The organism is Deltaproteobacteria bacterium, from assembly GCA_019310525.1.
In the GTDB taxonomy this organism is placed as follows: Bacteria; Desulfobacterota; DSM-4660; order Desulfatiglandales; family HGW-15; genus JAFDEE01.
This window is the reverse complement of record JAFDEE010000030.1, coordinates 1-18,153: the sequence shown is the minus strand read 5'-3', so window position 1 is coordinate 18,153 and position 18,153 is coordinate 1. Positions and strand designations below refer to the sequence as shown.

The following is an 18,153-nucleotide window of genomic DNA, read 5'->3' as shown; positions in this document are numbered from 1 at the left end:
CAGGCGACCCGAATGAAGGGTCGTTTTTCTCCTGGTAGTGGAGGGTATAGCGATGCTGGCTGGAAAGAGAGCGGTCAGGGTGGGGGATCAGATCCTCAGGGAGATCGCCGATCTCCTCATGAGAAAAGTAAAGGATCCTAGGGCCCAGGGAGCGACCCTTACGGGAATACGTTTGAGCAATGATCTTCGGCATGCCAGGGTCTATTTCAGCGTGTTGGGTGGAAGAGCAGAGATAATGAGGGTCCAGGCGGGATTGGAGAGCGCCAAGGGGTATATAAAAAGAGAAATCGGTCTGCGGCTGGATCTGAAATACCTCCCTGAGATTGTTTTCATGCACGATCCTTCTCTTGAGAAGGGCCGTTACATGGAAGAATTATTGTCCAGGCTGAAAGCGGATGCACAAGCACAAGGGGAATCCAAGAACTCGTCAAGCTGATGGGACAACCCGTTGACGGAATCATTCTGGTTGATAAAAACGAGGGTGAGACCTCTTTCGATGTGGTGAGGAGAGTTAAGCGGATCCTGAAGGTCAAAAAGGTCGGACATGCCGGGACCCTGGATCCCTTTGCAACGGGTCTGCTGATCCTTCTCCTGGGTGAGGGGACCAAGCTTTCCCCCTTCCTCATGGACGGAAGAAAAAAATACCGCGCCGTCGTCAGGCTGGGCATCGAAACAGACACCCTTGATCCGACCGGAAACGTAATAGCGACGAACAGGGTGCCGGAGATCAGCCGGGAAGGGATCGAGCAGGAGATCCGGGCCTTTGTCGGAGAGATAGAGCAGGTGCCCCCGCTCTTCTCGGCTGTTAAGTTTCAAGGTAGCCGGGCCTACCAATGGGCGCGGAAGGGTGTCGAGATCAGATTGAAAAAGAGGAAGGTCACGGTTTTTCGGATGGAGGTCCTTTCCGTGTCTTTGCCCGATTTTACCCTGGAGGTGGAATGCTCGAAAGGGACCTACATGCGTAGTCTCGCGGCCGACATGGGCCGCAAACTCGGAACGGGCGGGCATCTGGCGGCCTTGAGACGGCTGGCGATCGGCCCTTTTTGCGTGGAGGATGCCTGGGATTCCCGGAAGCTTCACAAATCGATGTCGGTGCAGGGGGAACTCCTCACCAGGGTAATTCCCTTGGGCGAGGCCTTGCCCCATCTGGAAGCTTTTAAGGTGGACGGCCCTACCGCCCGGAAGATTCGGAATGGATATCAACCTTTTCTCAGGGAACTGGAATCCCCACAGGGCAGTATGAGGAAACAGGGACCCTGGGGGAAGATCTTACACGGGGAGGATTTGGTGGCTGTCGTCCGCCTGCCCCTTTACCCGGATGGAAAAGGAGAGAGACTGAAAATCCAAAGGGTATTTCATTGAGCCCGGATTTTGCATAAACAATCTTGAACCTGTGAAAAATTTAATGGAAATTCACCCTGTTAGATCATAACCGGGTGGGATGAAAGGTCAGGCCGAACATCAAACCATCATCAATGATTTTAAAGGAGGTGCAGAAAAGTGGTTTTGACTCCGGAAACCAAGAAAGAGATTATTGATCGCTTCAGGCTCCATGAGAAGGACACCGGCTCGCCCGAAGTCCAGGTGGCGATCCTCAGCAATCGAATCAGTTATCTTACGGATCATTTCAAGACCCACAAGAAGGATCACCATTCGAGGCGGGGGCTGCTGAAGCTGGTCGGACAGAGAAGGAGACTTCTCAACTACCTCAAGAAGCGCGATATTAATCGATACCAGAATATCATCAAGGAACTCGGTCTCCGGAAATAGATTCGATCGTGTGGATCGAATTCCTAAGACCATCGCCCTCCATAGACGGGTGGGAGGTCTATTCCAGAGAGAAAGGAAGTCAGGATCAATGATAAAGAGTGGATCAACAGAGATTGACGGGCGGGTGATTCACGTCGAGACCGGACGAATCGCCAAGCAGGCCGGAGGTTCCGCTGTCGTAACCTCGGGTGAAACGGTGGTATTGGTCACTGCGGTCTCTTCGGACCAGATTCGGGAAGGAGTGGATTTTCTGCCCCTCACCGTGGAGTACCAGGAGATGTCATATGCGGGCGGAAGGTTTCCCGGGAATTACTTCAGAAGAGACATGGGGAGACCGAGCGAAAGGGAAACCCTTACCGCTCGACTTATCGACAGGCCCCTGCGCCCCTTATTCCCGGACAACTATTTCAATGAAATTCAGGTGATCGCCACGGTCCTGTCGACCGACAAGGAGAATGAGGCGGACGTGCTGGCGATTCTAGGGGCCTCCACAGCTCTGGAGGTATCCGATATTCTCTTCGAAGGGCCTATCGCCGCCGTGAGAGTCGGCAGGCGAAACGGAAGGTTCATCGTCAATCCCACCGTGTCCGAACAAAAAGAGAGCGATATCAATCTGGTCGTTGCGGGAAACCGTTCCGCGGTGGTTATGGTGGAAGGCGGAGGGCGGTTCGTATCGGAATCGGACATGATCGACGCCATTTTTTTCGGTCATGAATCCCTTCAGCCCCTCTTGGAGGTGCAGAGGGAAATCAAGGAAGCCGTGGGCAAAACAAAGCGGGAGACCCCGACCCAGGAAGAGGATCCCGGGCTGGAAAACAGGGTGAGGGAGGTCGCGGTTCCCCTGATGGAGGATGTGATCTCCATTGCGGATAAACTTCAACGCCAGAAGAAGCGGATCGAGTGTTACACCAGGACCTTCGATGCGCTCGCTCAAGAATTTGAAGGCAGGGAGACCTACATCAAACAGTCCCTGGAGAGATTGGAGAAGGAACTGGTGCGCCGTCGGATCCTTGAGGAGGGCAAGCGTATTGACGGGCGTTCTTTTACGGAAGTTCGACCGATCGATTGCATGGTCGGGGTTTTGCCCAGGGTCCATGGATCGGCTCTTTTCACGCGGGGAGAGACCCAGGCCCTGGTCTTGACGACCCTCGGAACGGAGATGGATGAGCAACGAATTGAAACCATTTACGGCGAGGTGTTCCGTCATTTCATCTTTCATTACAACTTCCCCCCCTATAGCGTCGGGGAAACCCGGAGGCTCACCGGACCCGGAAGGAGGGAAATCGGGCACGGTGCACTGGCCAGGAGGGCACTCCTTCCCGTTGTACCGGAAAAGGAGGAGTTTCAGTATGCCATCCGAACCGTCTCCGAGATCCTTGAATCCAATGGTTCCTCCTCCATGGCGAGCGTTTGCGGGGGTTCCCTGTCGTTGATGGATGCGGGAGTTCCCATCAAGGCGGCGGTTGCAGGCGTGGCCATGGGACTCGTATCGGACGGGGACAAGACGGTGGTATTGACCGATATCATCGGAGACGAAGACCATTACGGCGACATGGACTTCAAAGTGGCAGGAACCCGGGAGGGGATCACCGCCCTGCAGATGGACATCAAGATCGACGGTATAACCAGGGAGACCATGCAAAATGCCCTGGACCAGGCTAAAGAGGCCCGCTTTTTCATCCTTGACCGTATGAACAAAGTGATCCCAAAGCCCAGGCCCCAGCTGTCTCAGTATGCCCCCGTCATCACGACCATCAAGATCAAGCCCGAGAAGGTCAAGGTCCTGATCGGTCCCGGCGGCAGGATGATCAAAGAAATCTGCAGCAAGACCGACTCGCGGATCGACGTGGGGGATGACGGCAAGGTCATGATCGCTTCCCCCGATGCGGAGACCTCAAAGGCCGCAGTCGACATGATCAATCGGATCATCCAGGAGGCCGAAGTGGGCAAGCTTTACAGGGGTAGGGTCACCAAGATCATGGATTTCGGGGCCTTTGTCGAAATCTTCCCCGGAACGGACGGGCTGGTTCATATCTCCCAACTGGACAAGGGAAGGGTGAACAAGGTGACCGACGTCCTTCAGGAAGGTGACGAGGTCCTTGTAAAGGTCCTGGATGTCGACAAGAACGGAAGGATCGCCCTTTCCCGGAAGGCCGCCCTCGGCGAAACTCTCGATGATGTATCGTAAAACGGTTTTGGACAACGGGATCCGGATCCTTTCCGAGCAGATGGAAAACTACCGATCCGTTTCCCTGGGAATCTGGGTGGACGTGGGTTCCCGGGACGAATCGGAAGAGGAAAGCGGCGTTTCCCATTTCATCGAACACATGCTCTTCAAAGGGACGAGGAATCGTTCCGCCCTGGACATCGCCAAGGAACTGGACGCGATCGGGGGGATGTCCAATGCTTTCACCGGGAAGGAGTACACCTGTTTCCACGCCAAAGTTCTGGACAGGCACTTTCCCATCTTGGTGGACATCCTCTCCGATATTCTCCTTCACTCCGTGCTCGATCCCCACGATATCGAAAAAGAAAGACATGTCATCCTCCAGGAGATCAGCATGGTGGAAGACACTCCAGATGATTACATCCACGTCCTTTTCACCCGCAATTTCTGGATGAATCACCCGCTGGGAAGATCCGTGCTGGGGAGCACGAAAACCGTCTCCAGTATGGGGAGGGAGTGTATCCTGCGGTTCATGGATCGGTTCTACAGACCGGAGAGGATCCTGGTCACGGCGGCGGGAAACATTGAACATGATACCCTGGTCAGCGCATTCAGGCCTTTGCTGGAATCCCTTGAAGAGGGCGGGGATCCTTCTTCCAGAAGCAAGCCCCGGATCACCGGGGGCGTTTCATGTCTTACCAAGGATCTGGAGCAGGTCCATGTGTGCATCGGGGGAAAGGCCCCTGATCTTGCGAGCGAACGCCGGTATGCCGGTGCTCTCCTGAACACCATCCTCGGGGGGAACATGAGCTCCAGGCTTTTTCAGGAGATAAGGGAGAAGCGGGGCCTGGCCTATTCTGTCTATTCTTTTCTTTCTCCTTACATCGACACGGGCCTCCTTGGCATATACGTCGCAACAGACCCCGCTTCACTGAACGAGGTCCTTGCCCTTGTGCACGGGGAGGTGAAAAAGATTCTGGACGGAGATATCACCCCGGAGGATCTGGGTTCGGCGAGAGAGCATCTTGTCGGGGGGATCCTCCTTGGAGCTGAGAACACCGATACCCGGATGATGCGCCTTGCCAAGAACGAGTTCGTATTCGGCCGGTTCGTTGATTATGATGAGGTTCTTTCAGACCTGGAGAGGGTCACGGTGGAAGAGGTGGTGAGCGTTGCGCGGGAAGCCTTTGGGGATGAGGGGGTTTCGTTGACCACCCTGGGGCCTTTGCGCGAGGAAGATGTTGACCTGAATTATCTTAAGTTTTCCGGGTAGGCTTTGGTTGAGACATGCCGTTGAAAGGGAACGGAGAAGCAAGGAAAAAAGGGGCAAGTATTTGGAACGGCTGACGATCAAGGTGAAGCGGGTCAATGATAACAGCGACCTCCCCCTTCCTTCCTATGAGACGGAAGGGGCATCCGGAATGGATTTGAGGGCTGCCGTAAAGGAGAAAACGATCCTGGATCCAGGGCAAATCAAGCTGATTCCCACCGGTCTGGCGGTCTCCATCCCCCGTGGATACGAGGCCCAGATCCGTCCCCGCAGCGGGCTCGCCCTCAAACATGGCATTGGAATGGTGAATTCCCCTGGTACCATTGATTCAGATTACAGGGGAGAGATCGGGATCGTCATGATCAACTGGGGGAAAGAGCCCTTTGAAATCCGCCGGGGAGACCGTATAGCGCAGATGTGCATAACCCGTGTTTTCAGGGCAGGGATAGAAGAGGTCGATGAACTTGACCCCACCGGTCGCGGGGAAGGTGGATTCGGGCACAGCGGCGTGAAGTGAGCGGGGGGTCCTCCCGCATTGGTTTCGGTTTCAATTAAGGACGATTATGCGGTTTTCGGTTCTCGCCTCAGGGAGCGGTGGAAATGCATGCTATGTGGAGACCCCTTCCACTGGTGTTGTCATTGATGCAGGATTGAGCAGCCGGGAATTGATTCGGAGGCTGAGAATCATCGGGGTGGATCCTTCACGGGTCAATGCCCTTGTCATCACCCATGAGCACCTGGACCATATCAAGGGGGCCGGCCCTCTGGCGCGGCGCCTCGACATCCCCGTATTCATAAACGGAGCGACCCTTAAGAGGGGCTGGCGTGCCCTGGGAAACCTGTCCCGTCCGATTCCCCTCCATACAGGCCAGGCAATCACCATCGGGGATCTTATCCTGGAGACCTTCACCAAATGCCACGATGCGGCTGATCCGATGGGTGTGGTGATATCCGCGAACGGGAACAGACTGGGACTCGTAACCGACCTGGGGCGCAGCTCGCCCGTTGTGGAGGATCGTATTCGGGGATGCCGGGGCCTGATCCTTGAGTTCAATCACGATGAAAAAATGCTTGAACAGGGTCCTTATCCCCTGGCCCTGAAACGGCGCATCAAAGGCCCTGACGGCCACCTGTCCAACCGCCAGGCCGGCCGGCTCCTGAAATCCGTCGCCCATGAGAAACTTGCCTGGGTGGTTTTGGCCCATTTGAGTGAGGCCAACAATCTCCCTGACAAGGCCTTGAAGGAGGCTGAAAAGGCCCTGAATGAATCAGGGCGGGGTGAAACAAAGATCCTGGTCAGCACCCAGGACGAGCCCCTCCCCCTCGTGGATTGTTGAGGTGACAGGCCCTATTCTCTTGCCAGTGAATGTGAACCCTGTATAAAATGAAAGGTAAGAGAGAGAAACGGCGCAGGAGGAGCTATCACTGCCATTGCTGCGGGACGGATTCTCTTTTCTGCTGGACTTGCCCCTGTGGTTTCCAGATTTGCAACCTATGCATGGAGGAAAACCTCTGGGGGTTTACCTGCAGCGGAACCCATTGGCAATGTCCCGATTGTGGGGCCATGAGGCCCTTTTGATCCGATCCAATCCTGTGAAACCTATCTCCCCTGGTATCTCCGGAGGCCCATCGAAACGAAACGTGCACAAGGTCATCAAGGATCCCGCCCTCCACGTGATCCTGTACCAGCCCGAGATCCCCGCCAATACCGGGAACATCGCCCGCCTTTGCGCTGCAGCCGAGGTGCGTCTCCACCTCGTTTTTCCCCTTGGGTTCAAGGTGGACGATCGTCACCTGAAGAGGGCGGGATTGGATTATTGGTCGGAGGTGGATATCCGATATCATGATTCCTTCAAGTCTTTCCTCGGGGAATGGGAGAGGAATGAAGGTCGCAGCTTGTTCGCTTTCAGCAGACATGCCTCGGTCCCTTATACGGAGGCCCGGGTGGGTCATGGAGACGGGTTGCTGTTCGGTAAAGAGACCCGGGGACTGCCGCCTGAGATCCTGGAGAACTATCCGGCCTATCGGATCCCCATCTGGGGGAGGGTGCGAAGCCTGAATCTTTCAACCTCGGTCGGCATCGTGGTGTACCATTGCCTTCACCGGATGGGACGATTCTAGGGGTATATTCGTCACGGGGGGAGGAAAGGGGAAATCTCACAGTGCCCCAGGAAAGGGGCGGGGCCCGGGCGGTGGAGGTGCCTGGAGATCTTTTCCTTGAAGGCAATAAACGGCAAAATTAGAAGGAGGAATTCAGTGGAAACAGAAGGCCATGATATCGAGGAGTTGACCGGCTTCGCATTGGACGTGGTTCAGGGGGCGGGAGAGGAGGTCCTGGGTTATTCGGGACGGGGAACCCCCCGTATAAAATTCGACGAATCCCTTGTAACAGAGGCCGAACTCCAACTGCGGGAGTTCTTTCTGGACCAACTCCACAGCCGTTTTCCCGAACACCAGGTATTTCAAAACAGCCAGACGGACAACGGCTATACCCATGAAAAGAAGCGGTTCATGTGGGTATTCGATCCCCTTGACGGGGTCGCTAATTTCCAGGCTGGCATCCCCATTTGGGGGATTTCAGTGGCCCTCCTTGACAACTACTGGCCCATATTCGGGGTGTTCTACATGCCGGCGACAGGAGATATGTTTCATGCCCGTGCCGGTGAGAAGGCCTTTTGGAAAGATCGGGAGATACACGTCTCTCCACAGGAGGAGATCAACGATGAAAGTCTTCTCCTCACCTATTCGCGTTTTCACCAGCATTTCAAGGTTAACTTTCCGGGGAAAATCCGGGATTTCGGATGCACGGGGGCCCACCTGTGCTACGTCGCCATGGGCCGGGCCGAGGCGGCGCTTATCTCAAAGGAATCCTTCCAGGATCTGGCCGCCGTCAGGGTGATCGTTGAGGCGGCGGGAGGGAAACTCTATCGAATGGATGGGAGCGAATTTTTCCTAAACGAATACATGGACGGCCAGAGAATCGACGAAGCCTTATTGGTGACCTCTCCGGACGCATTCGCCCAGGTGCGGGGATACCTTGCGGAGTCTTATTGATCCCGCCCCCCCATAGCCCCGGACCTTTCTCCTTTCGGCAGGTAACAGAAAAACCTTTGTGAGGGAGGCCTGGGGCTGTGGAATCATCGGTTTAAAGGAGGATTATTGATTTCCATCCAGGCTCTCAAGGCGGGCGACCCCCGCCGGAATCAGTGCTCCACAATTATCGGTAACACCTTCCAGCAATTCAAGTGCCCGCATAGCCGATGCCGGATCCATGGTTCCCATGCCGCAGGCCGGAGTCAGGAGAGATGCGGCGGCCGTGAGTTCGGGGTCCAGTCCCCACCGGTGAAGCCGATCCAGGCCCTCCCGGAGTATTGAAAGGAGGGTATCCACGGTTTCCGTCCCCGTGAAAGAGAAGGTCGGGACAATGCCCCAGGCAATGGTTCCTCCATTCTCCAAGAACCGGGAGAGGTCTTCGGGGTAAAGCAAGAAATAATCCAGGTATTCGTAAGCATCGAAGCTTACGATATCCGGTTCCGCTTCCAGGATCATGGGCCAGTCCGTGTTTCCGCAACAATGGATCCCCACGAGGGCATCGCTTCTCTCCTTCAGGTAACCCACGATTTCCCGTAGAATCTTGACCACCTGGTCCCGCTGAATGGGAGAAAAGGCCGACCCGAAACCTGAAAGATATGGCTCGTCCAGGAAGATGATCGGTCGTTTCCCTGTTCGGGCCAGTTCCTTCACCTGCCAGAGGGCCTTGATGGACAATCCCTTGACCATCGCGTCCAGGAGATCCGGTTCCTGGAAGAGGGAGCGTCCCTCCCCCGCCTTCACCCCCGCAGCAAAGGTTACGGGGCCGACCGAGTGCCCCTTAATAAAGGGACCGAAGGTCTCCGCCTCTCTTTTGACCTTTTCGATAATTTCATAAAGGCCTGGGGCGAAGTTGCGGCTGATGGCGAAATAGGGGAGATCATCAGCAAGATAATGTTCATAAAAGGTTACGAGGGCCGATTCTCTCTCCCCGGTGCTGGAAATGGTAAGGGATCGTGATTGCTCGTCAATCTCCAGGAGAGGAAGCCCTTCGGTAAACTGAATCGACATATCCTCCCGGGCATCGCGCTTCACCATTTGGGGCCAGAAGGGGATGGTGGGAAATCGCTCCAGCAAAAAACTACAGGCCTCCTCAACATCGAGGAACGGCACGCTTCCTATTCCAGTGGCTTGAAAAAAAAAGGCGGGTCTGTCTTTTTTCATGGTGTTAGTTTCAAGGGTCCAGGGTCGAATGTCGGCGGGAAGAGATCCCCCGGATATTCGTCCGCCAGGTATCCAGTATTGTGATCAGCCTTTCCCGGTCTTTTTCCTCCGACTTCTCTTCTTCTCTCTTTTCTTCAGGAGAAGGTTCGAGCAGGCTCCTTAGTTCTTCGAGACGCGCCCTGGAGCGTTCATCCAGGGGGTTTTGTGCAACCACTTTTTCGTAAGTCCGGACGGCTTCTTGGACCTGTCCCTGTTGGAAGTAGACTTCCGCCAGGGTGGGAGTGGAAATCTCGGGCAAGTCCACCTCTTCTTCATCCTCCAGGGGGCTGGACTCGGGAAGGGCGTCTTCGTCAAGGGTGGGAGGATGCACATCTGGTTCGGGCTTTCCAGGGGGCATGAGTTCATCAATGATCTTTTCGGCCTCGGGATCATCCCTATGAAAGGCCAAGTAAAGATGGATGGCCTTTTCGGCGGCCTCGGGCTTACCCCTTTCCTTGAGCACCCCGGCCATGTCTTTGAAGTTTCGTGTGAGGCCCCTGAATTGCGAATAGATTTGGTTGAGTTCCTCTTCCGCTTCCTCCGGCTGCCCGGATTCCAGTAAGCATTCGGCCAGAAGGCTCCGGATCCCGATATCACGGGGAGAAATATCCAGGGCGCGCCGACACTCCCGGATGACTTTTTCAATCCGTCCTTCTTCCTTTAACCGCGAGAGAAGGATAAATCGTGTCTCGGTGGAAGGCCCCTGGCGCAGGATTTCATCATAGAAATCTTCCGGGATGCTCATTGGTTCCTCCTGGTCCAATTTGGGGGTTTTCGGAACAATGGGCTCATTCTTTGGTGAATCGGTAAAGGATTTCATCATCTTTAACGAGGTTCAGCTCCCTCCTGGCGACTGACTCGACATATTCCTTGTCGTTCCGCATCCGGTCGATCTCTTCCAGGAGCCGACGGTTTTCCTCCTCAAGTTTACGGAGCCTTTGAACGTAAGCCTCCCTTTCCTTTTCCATCCTGTACAGGCGTACGAACCCCCCTTCTCCAAAGCTGAGCCATGCCGCAATCAGGGTCAGGATAAGAAGAAAGAACAAAACTTTTATGAGTCGGATCCTCTTAATCTCCATGGTTGAGCGTATTCACCGTCTCGGGCTGGGATAGAATCTTGCCGGCCTTCCAATGGGCTGCAATTATGATGGACCGGATTCCGGCAGACTTGGCCACATCCATGGCCTTTACTACCGTTCCGTGTCTCACGTTGATATCGGCCTGGAGGATCAGGTTGCTCACTCCCCGAGTTTTTATGATTTCCTCCACCTTTTTCCCCAGGGCCTCAAGATCGATCTTTTCACCCTCAAGATATGCCTCTCCGGATTCTGCTATGATCAGGGTAATATTTTTTTTCTCCTGATGGTACACCTTTTGGGTTATTTTGGGCAGTCGAATTCGAATTCCCGATGCGACGTCGAAATGGGAAGTAACCATGAAAAATATAAGCAGGAGAAAGACGATATCCACAAGAGGTGCGATACCGAGATTGATCTCTTCATCTTTGGATTTCCTGAATTTCATGGGACACTGCTCATCCCTTGGATTTATGGCCGTATTGCTCCATGATCTCCACGATCCTGATCGAACTCTCTTCCATATCAAAGATCAAGGAATCCGCCTTGTCCTTGAGGACCCGATAACAGACCAGCGCGGGAATGGCCACGCACAGGCCTGATGCCGTCGTAATGAGTGCCTCGGCGATCCCTCCGGCAAGGGGCGCAGGGTTCCCCACCCCCTGGACCGAGATAACGTTGAAAATTTTTATCATACCCGAGACCGTTCCGAGGAGTCCAAGCAAAGGGGCCAGGTGGGCGATTGTGGAAAGGATGTTTACGTGCTTACCCAATATCACAGCCTCCCTTCCCCCCCTGTCTTCAATGGCCTCCTTGACCAACCACAGGCCCCGGCCGGCATTTTTCAGCCCTGCGAAAAAGACCCGGGCGATCGAGGAAGGATCGCCCTGGCAAAGTGAAAGGGCCTCGGAGATCCTTTTTTTCTTCAACAGATCCTCAACCTTATTGACAAAATCTGCAGGAATGATCCTGTTTCTCCTGAGAATCCACAACCGCTCGAGAAAGACGGCGAGGGTAATGATGGAACAGGCAATGATGGGGTAGATAAAGATTCCCCCTTTCAATATGAGTTCGATCACCTTTGTCTCTCCATCAATCCTTGAATTGCAGGCCCGGGCCCCGGGTCCGCATGGAATGAGATCTTGATCTCTTTCCGGTCTGTGGGAAAAGGGTCACCGGCACATCAGGTTGTGATACCATCATCAATAAAAAACAGATAAAGTCAAGGAAGATTGAAGGGTTCGGGGTCCCATGCGAGATGAATGGAAGGTCAGGGATCCCCTCTGGAGATAAAGATTTTCAGGAGTAAGGCAAAGGCTTGAAGGGTGAAAGCCTTTGAAAATTCCCATGTTTTTTATGCGAGGGCTGAAAAGGGGTGGGACTGGAAGGTAAACGTTCATGTTTATCAATCGTTTTCCGGCTCCGCGTGCTTGGCTAGAGAGGCGGGGTCATATCCCGCCTTCTCGTAATTATCGAGGGCCCTCATTTTAAGATCCTTATCCTTGGTCTTTTCCGAATGTTTGTCCGCAAGTTCAGCGGCATGGCTCCACATGCCCGAAGACTCGTATTCCTTGATGGTCTTTTCCACCCTGATATCTTCGTCTGATCTCTCGATGATCGCGGCTCTGCACCAGGAGATGATTTTTTTCAACTTTGCACCGCATTGTGGACAGGTGGCGAGAGGTTTTTCCCCGATACCCTGCAGGACTTCAAAAGGGGTTCGGCACCGCGGACAACCTTTTTCCGGGCGCAGGGCCTGGTACTCGTAAATGGGCATGCTGAAAGCACCTCCATCTGAAATGCATTGTCATTACTTTAGTGAAAAATTCTCCTTTGTAAACATAAATTGAGGGATTTGCAGGTTTATGAAACAGGGAGGCGCAAGCATTTTACGTTGACTCCCCGGGAAGGGGATACTATCATAACTTAAAAGGTCAAGAAAAATGGATGAAGCCGAATATCAGAAAAAGTACGCTGATCTAAGGATTCTCAAGGGTATTCAGGATTACCTGAAATCGGAAGAGAGGGCGGATACAGCCGTTTATCCGATTAAGGTGCCCAATGAACTCGTTTATCAAACCCTTAAATTCAAAAAACCGGAAGAGCTGGACACACTGATCCACCGGATCTTCAAGATGGGCCTCTCTCTGTGGAGCGAACGGTTGTATAACGAGGCCTTCGGTTCAGAGGAACAGTTGGAAAATTTCATTGAGCTGGTGAAAAAACGTACAAAGGACTAGGTTCTCTTGGCCGGTATTATCGAAAGGGCCGGTAAAGAATATGAGAAATTCACATCTCTGAGCCGAATTCCCGCCTTTTCCCTTCCTCGATTATTCCAATCCAGCATAATGAGGTTGTTTGCCGGGATTTCTGAAGATTGGATAAGGGATCCGGGCCGTTGGGTGGCATATTTCCTGCTAATTAGTGTCCATCCATAAATAGTCAAGGTCAAGGAAGGCGAAGATTTTAACCGCAGGAATACATTGAAGTATTTCGAGGATTAAAATCTGAGCCTGACGCAGAGATTGGGGAAAAGGGCCATTTATGGATGGGCACTAATTAGGGGAGGGAACCCATAATAATAAAAGGCGCGGTTGAGGCGGAAAGGCATCCTTGGGACTTTCAATGTGAATCACAAGTTTATCCTGTTGACAACATGTAGGAATCCCCTGTATGAATCTTGGTTCCGGCTGATTCGCAAAACCCCGGGTTTTTGCGGTAGTCGGGCAAGCCAGGAAAAAGGCCTGTGGATTCCTTGAATCGTTTCAGCCTTGGCTGTCTCTTATTTTCATTGACCCGGGATTTAATAACTGCGGGTCTGTTCATTGAAACAATCCAAACCGGCATTATTATAAATGCAATAACAACCTATGATTTTTGGGTGGATCCGGAAAACACCTATATGGCTTTACGACTTGGCCTGATACAGAATCAGCGAAACGTTTTTTTCAGGAGTGCAGATGAAAGCAACCGTAGAGGATATTACCGGCGTAAAGAAGAGGTTGATCGTTGAAATCGACTCCAGTGAGATCGATCAAAGGATCAATGAGGCATACAGGACCCTTGCCAAAAGGGCAAAGATTCCAGGTTTCAGACCTGGAAAGGCCCCAAGAAAGATCCTGGAGAGCTATTACGGGCCCCAATTGCTGGAAGACCTGGCAAGGGATCTGGTGACCGAGACCCTGCCTGCGGCCGTCCAGGAAACCGAAACTTTCCCGCTGAGCTATCCGGTCATTGAAAAGGGAAACCTCAAGGCAGGCTGTGAATTCAGGTATACTGCCGTAATGGAGGTAAAACCTCAGTTCGAACTCAAGGACTACATGGGGCTTGAGGTGGAAAAAGAGATCCCCCGGGTGACCGACGAGGAGGTATCCAAATATCTTGAAGAGATCCGGACCGCCCATGGGAACCTGATGCCAGTGGAGGAGGATCGAGGAATCCGCGAAGGGGATTTCGCCGTAATCGATTACAAGGCATTTGAGGGCGGGGCACCCCTGGAAGATGTAAAGGCAGAGAATTTTCCCCTGGAGGTCGGGAGTCATAAATTTCACCCGGATTTTGAGAGGCAGCTCCTGGGTCTTAAAAAGGGCGAGGAGGCCCGGTTCACGGTTTCATTCGAAGAGGATTTTTTCCACCAGAAATTGGCGGGAAAAACGGTTGAGTTCCAGGTCCGGGTGGCCGATATCAAATTAGTAGAGCTGCCGGATTTGAATGATGAGTTTGCTAAAAATCTGGGCTCCGAATTCCAAAGCCTCGATGACCTCCGGGAGAAAATCAGGGAAGACCTTGAGGCAAGGGAGAAAAAGCGGGTTGAACAGGAGCTGAAGACCAGGCTTCTGGGCAAGATTTCAGCTACCGTGGATTTTGAGCTCCCGGAGAGCCTGGTTGAATCGGAACTCAACCGGGCTGTTGAAAATGTCAGGCAAAACCTGATTCGGTCGGGATCCGACCTGGAAAAGGCGGGTATCAGCGTCCAAAAAATGCGGGATGATTTAAGGCCTGCCTCTGAACAGCGGGTCAAAAACATGTTGATCCTGGGTGAAATTGCCAGGCAGAACGATATTACCATCGGGGAGGAGGAACTCAATGAAGGCTTTCGGGATCTTGCCGTGAACCTCGGCCAGGATCCCCAGGTCGTGCGTAGGTACTATGAAGCGAATCAGGCCGTGGAGTCTTTCAGGGAGAGGCTTCTGGAGGAAAAGACCTTGAATTACCTGGTCAGCGGTGCTAAGATTATTGAGGTTGAAGCGGAAAAATTAAAGTCAAGCGAGCCAGAAGAGGTTCAGATGGGAGTGAAATAACCCTCTCTTTATATGGGGGCCTTGATTTAACCTTTTGATTGAAACAAGAGAGAACGAGTACCATGTTGATTCCAATCGTGATTGAACAATCGAGCCGCGGCGAACGCGCCTATGATATCTACTCCAGGCTTTTGAAGGACAGAATCATTTTCTTGGGTGAACAGGTCCATGACAACATGGCCAACACCGTCATCGCCCAAATGCTTTTCCTTGAATCCGAAGATCCGGATAAGGATATCAATCTTTATATAAATACGCCGGGGGGATCCGTAACCGCAGGACTGGCGATCTACGATACGATGCAGTATATAAAACCTGACGTCGCCACGATCTGCATGGGCCAGGCCTCCAGCATGGGCGCCCTTCTCCTGGCCGCCGGAGCCAAGGGGAAACGTTACGCCCTGCCGAACTCACGGATCCTGATACATCAACCCCTTGGTGGCTTCCAGGGACAGGCCACGGATATCGACATCCAGGCCAGGGAGATATTGAAGATCAAAGCCATCATTCATCAGACCCTGGCCAAGCATACGGGTCAAAGCGTTGAAAAAATCGCTCAGGATACTGAGCGGGACTTCTTTATGAACAGTGAAGAGGCCTTGCGTTACGGAATCATAGACAAGGTCATCACGGAACGAGAGGTCCGAGACACCAAAAGGTAGGAGAACATTTTATGCCCAGGAAAGACGATTCGAATGGTGATCTCCTGTGCTCCTTTTGTGGAAAAAGCCAGGACGAAGTGAAAAAACTCATCGCCGGACCTTCGGTTTATATCTGCGACGAGTGCATCCAGCTTTGCAATGAAATCATTGCTGAGGAGTACGGCGAAGAACCACAGGGCGAGTTCGACGGACAACTCATCAAACCGAAAGAGATAAAGGAAATCCTGGACCAGTATGTCATCGAGCAGGAACGACCCAAGAAAATCCTCTCCGTGGCGGTGCACAACCATTACAAGCGGATCGGCACCAAGGTGGACATGGAAGGTGTAGAGATCCAAAAGAGCAATATTCTCCTCATCGGTCCGACTGGTTCAGGAAAGACACTTCTGGCCCAGACCCTCGCAAGGATCCTGAAGGTGCCTTTTACCATCGCCGATGCAACCACCCTTACGGAGGCCGGTTACGTGGGAGAGGATGTTGAGAACATCATCCTGAACCTCGTCCAGATGGCCGACTACGATGTCGAAGCGGCCAGCAAGGGTATCGTGTATATCGATGAGATCGACAAGATAGCCCGGAAATCCGACAGCCCTTCCATTACCAGAGACGTATCAGGTGAAGGCGTTCAGCAGGCCCTTCTCAAGATCATAGAGGGCACCATGGCGAGCATTCCTCCCAAGGGCGGTCGGAAGCACCCCCAGCAGGATTTCGTAAAGGTAAACACCAACAATATCCTCTTTATCTGCGGGGGGACTTTCAACGGTCTCGACAGGATCATTCGAAGCCGAATCGGAAGCAAATCCATGGGATTCGAGGCCGATATCCAGTTAAAACAGAAGGACAACGACACGGACGAGATCATGTCGATGGTCCAACCCGAAGACCTGGTCAAATTCGGGTTGATCCCGGAATTCATAGGGAGAATTCCCATTGTGGCCTCCCTTAATCACCTCAGCCTGGATGCCCTTGTGAGGATCCTGACTGAACCCAAGAACGCCCTGGTCAAGCAGTACAAGAAGCTGTTCGAACTTGAGGGTGTTGAACTGAAATTCACCGACGAGGCCCTCCTGGCGGTTGCCAAGGCCGCCATTGAACGGAAGTCAGGGGCCCGGGGACTCAGGGCCATCCTGGAGTCCATCATGCTGGACATCATGTATGAAATCCCCAACCTGGAAGGTGTCCGGGAATGCATCATCGGGGAAGAAGTCATCACCAGGGGTGAGTCTCCCCTCCTACTTTATGAAAACCAGGCAGGGTATGCGTAGGATATGTTCAATTTAAACAAGAAAAACCCGGTAGATTTCTTCAACTCTCAGCATCTCCAGTACCCTTTGCTGCCTCTGAGGGATGTGGTCGTTTTTCCGAACATGGTGGTTCCGTTGTTCGTGGGCCGCGAAAAATCCATTAAGGCCCTTGAATACGCCATGTCCCACGAAAAGGAGATTCTGCTCTCCGCCCAAAGGGATGCCAAGGTGGACAATCCGTCCAGGAAGGATATCTTCCGGATGGGGACCCTTGGGAGCGTTTTGCAGTTGCTCAGGCTTCCCGATGGAACCGTGAAGGCCCTCATCGAGGGAAAGCAGAGGGCACTCATAGAGGAATTTCTGGATGACCAGGAATTCTTCATGGTCCAGGTGAAGAAACTCAGTGACGAGTTCCAGATGACCATCGAATCCAAGGCCCTGATGCGGGCGGTCAATGAGAGTTTCGAGGAATACGCCAAGCTCAATGACAAGATAGGAAAAGAACTCGTTTCCACCATCGCCGCTATAGAGGATCCTCCTCGCCTGGCCGATACCATCGCCGCCCATCTTCCTTTGAAGGTCCACGACAAGCAGGAGATTTTAGAGACGGAAGACGTCAACAAGAGGCTTGAGAAGCTCTTTGAGAAACTCCGAGGGGAGATCAACATCCTCAAACTGGAAAACCGTCTCAAGACCCGCGTCAAGAAGCAGATGGAGAAGACCCAGAAGGACTATTACCTCAACGAGCAGATGCGGGCGATCCAGAAGGAGATGGGGGCCAAGGACGATTTCAAGGCCGAACTCGAGGAACTTGAAAAGAAAATCAAGAGAAAGCGGTTGCCCAAAGAGGCCAAGACCAAGGTCTGGCAGGAATACAAGAAGCTGAAGATGATGTCCCCCATGTCGGCGGAAGCGACCGTGGTGCGCAATTACATCGACTGGATTCTCGCCCTTCCCTGGTTCGAGCGCACCAAGAGCAAAATGGACATCGAAGAGGCCGAAGCCATCCTTGAAGAAGATCACTACGGCCTCAAGAAACCCAAGGAAAGGATCCTTGAATACCTCGCGGTACAGAGTCTCACCAAGAAGATCAAAGGCCCAATCCTCTGCCTCGTAGGCCCCCCGGGTGTCGGAAAGACATCCCTTGCGAAATCCGTGGCAAGGGCAACGGGCCGTAACTTCGTCCGCCTTTCCCTCGGAGGTGTCAGGGACGAGGCTGAGATCCGGGGCCACAGACGCACCTATATCGGCGCCTTGCCGGGAAAGATCATCCAGTACCTGCGCAGGGCCAAGTCAAACAACCCGGTCTTTTGCCTGGACGAAGTAGACAAAATGAGTACCGATTTCCGTGGTGATCCTTCAGCGGCCCT

Annotated in this window: 20 protein-coding genes; 14 read left to right on the top strand and 6 right to left on the bottom strand. The window is 53.1% G+C overall.

The genetic code is table 11. The features are described from left to right. Window positions 1-52: 52 nt before the first annotated feature. From rbfA to JRF57_07205, 9 genes are all read left to right on the top strand, one after another. The gene (gene rbfA, locus JRF57_07245; GenBank protein MBW2303496.1) at window positions 53-436 is read left to right on the top strand and encodes a 30S ribosome-binding factor RbfA; all 384 of its coding nucleotides are present in this window, start codon (window positions 53-55) and stop codon (window positions 434-436) included. Further along, window positions 436-1,362 (top strand): tRNA pseudouridine(55) synthase TruB, encoded by a 927-nt coding sequence (gene truB / locus JRF57_07240; GenBank protein MBW2303495.1) that lies wholly within the window; start codon window positions 436-438, stop codon window positions 1,360-1,362. The genes rbfA and truB overlap by 1 nt, the downstream gene beginning before the upstream one ends. A 138-nt stretch (window positions 1,363-1,500) precedes the next feature. Beyond that, on the top strand, window positions 1,501-1,770 hold the full coding sequence (gene rpsO / locus JRF57_07235) for a 30S ribosomal protein S15 (protein MBW2303494.1): 270 nt from the start codon (window positions 1,501-1,503) through the stop codon (window positions 1,768-1,770). 88 nt (window positions 1,771-1,858) lie between these two features. Further along, window positions 1,859-3,958, top strand: a complete 2,100-nt coding sequence (pnp, locus tag JRF57_07230; GenBank protein ID MBW2303493.1) for a polyribonucleotide nucleotidyltransferase — start codon at window positions 1,859-1,861, stop codon at window positions 3,956-3,958. Beyond that, the gene (locus JRF57_07225; protein ID MBW2303492.1) at window positions 3,945-5,210 is read left to right on the top strand and encodes an insulinase family protein; all 1,266 of its coding nucleotides are present in this window, start codon (window positions 3,945-3,947) and stop codon (window positions 5,208-5,210) included. The genes pnp and JRF57_07225 overlap by 14 nt, the downstream gene beginning before the upstream one ends. Window positions 5,211-5,271: 61 nt before the next feature. After that, a complete protein-coding gene (dut, locus tag JRF57_07220) occupies window positions 5,272-5,724 on the top strand; it encodes a dUTP diphosphatase (GenBank protein MBW2303491.1) in 453 nt (150 codons plus the stop codon). 46 nt (window positions 5,725-5,770) lie between these two features. Continuing rightward, the gene (locus tag JRF57_07215; GenBank protein MBW2303490.1) at window positions 5,771-6,544 is read left to right on the top strand and encodes an MBL fold metallo-hydrolase; all 774 of its coding nucleotides are present in this window, start codon (window positions 5,771-5,773) and stop codon (window positions 6,542-6,544) included. Between the two features lie 208 nt (window positions 6,545-6,752). Further along, a complete protein-coding gene (locus JRF57_07210) occupies window positions 6,753-7,328 on the top strand; it encodes a tRNA (cytidine(34)-2'-O)-methyltransferase (protein MBW2303489.1) in 576 nt (191 codons plus the stop codon). 135 nt (window positions 7,329-7,463) lie between these two features. After that, window positions 7,464-8,261, top strand: coding sequence for an inositol monophosphatase (locus JRF57_07205; GenBank protein MBW2303488.1), 798 nt, complete (start codon window positions 7,464-7,466; stop codon window positions 8,259-8,261). Window positions 8,262-8,363: 102 nt separating this feature from the next. Here JRF57_07205 and JRF57_07200 read toward each other — a convergent pair whose 3' ends face one another. The 6 genes from JRF57_07200 to JRF57_07175 form a co-directional block, all read right to left on the bottom strand. After that, entirely contained in the window at window positions 8,364-9,374 is a 1,011-nt protein-coding gene (locus tag JRF57_07200) for a hypothetical protein (GenBank protein MBW2303487.1), read from the bottom strand. A gap of 97 nt (window positions 9,375-9,471) precedes the next feature. Then, complete coding sequence (locus JRF57_07195) at window positions 9,472-10,245, bottom strand: tetratricopeptide repeat protein (GenBank protein ID MBW2303486.1); 774 nt, start codon at window positions 10,243-10,245, stop codon at window positions 9,472-9,474. Between the two features lie 43 nt (window positions 10,246-10,288). Continuing rightward, a complete protein-coding gene (locus JRF57_07190; protein ID MBW2303485.1) occupies window positions 10,289-10,579 on the bottom strand; it encodes a septum formation initiator family protein in 291 nt (96 codons plus the stop codon). Next, a complete protein-coding gene (locus JRF57_07185) occupies window positions 10,569-11,024 on the bottom strand; it encodes a biopolymer transporter ExbD (GenBank protein MBW2303484.1) in 456 nt (151 codons plus the stop codon). The genes JRF57_07190 and JRF57_07185 overlap by 11 nt, the downstream gene beginning before the upstream one ends. Window positions 11,025-11,034: 10 nt before the next feature. Beyond that, complete coding sequence (locus JRF57_07180; protein MBW2303483.1) at window positions 11,035-11,655, bottom strand: MotA/TolQ/ExbB proton channel family protein; 621 nt, start codon at window positions 11,653-11,655, stop codon at window positions 11,035-11,037. A gap of 326 nt (window positions 11,656-11,981) precedes the next feature. Next, window positions 11,982-12,353 (bottom strand): zinc ribbon domain-containing protein, encoded by a 372-nt coding sequence (locus tag JRF57_07175; GenBank protein ID MBW2303482.1) that lies wholly within the window; start codon window positions 12,351-12,353, stop codon window positions 11,982-11,984. 166 nt (window positions 12,354-12,519) lie between these two features. Here JRF57_07175 and JRF57_07170 point away from each other — a divergent pair, with 166 nt between their 5' ends. The 5 genes from JRF57_07170 to JRF57_07150 all read left to right on the top strand — a co-directional run. Beyond that, the gene (locus tag JRF57_07170; GenBank protein ID MBW2303481.1) at window positions 12,520-12,816 is read left to right on the top strand and encodes a hypothetical protein; all 297 of its coding nucleotides are present in this window, start codon (window positions 12,520-12,522) and stop codon (window positions 12,814-12,816) included. Between the two features lie 720 nt (window positions 12,817-13,536). Further along, entirely contained in the window at window positions 13,537-14,877 is a 1,341-nt protein-coding gene (gene tig / locus JRF57_07165) for a trigger factor (GenBank protein MBW2303480.1), read from the top strand. A 62-nt stretch (window positions 14,878-14,939) separates the two neighbouring features. After that, window positions 14,940-15,539: an ATP-dependent Clp endopeptidase proteolytic subunit ClpP gene (gene clpP, locus JRF57_07160; GenBank protein ID MBW2303479.1), complete on the top strand. Its 600-nt coding sequence runs from the start codon at window positions 14,940-14,942 to the stop codon at window positions 15,537-15,539. Between the two features lie 11 nt (window positions 15,540-15,550). Then, window positions 15,551-16,804, top strand: a complete 1,254-nt coding sequence (clpX, locus tag JRF57_07155) for an ATP-dependent Clp protease ATP-binding subunit ClpX (GenBank protein ID MBW2303478.1) — start codon at window positions 15,551-15,553, stop codon at window positions 16,802-16,804. Between the two features lie 3 nt (window positions 16,805-16,807). Next, window positions 16,808-18,153, top strand: a 1,346-nt coding sequence (locus JRF57_07150) for an LON peptidase substrate-binding domain-containing protein (GenBank protein MBW2303477.1), incomplete at its 3' end; no start/stop codon positions are given.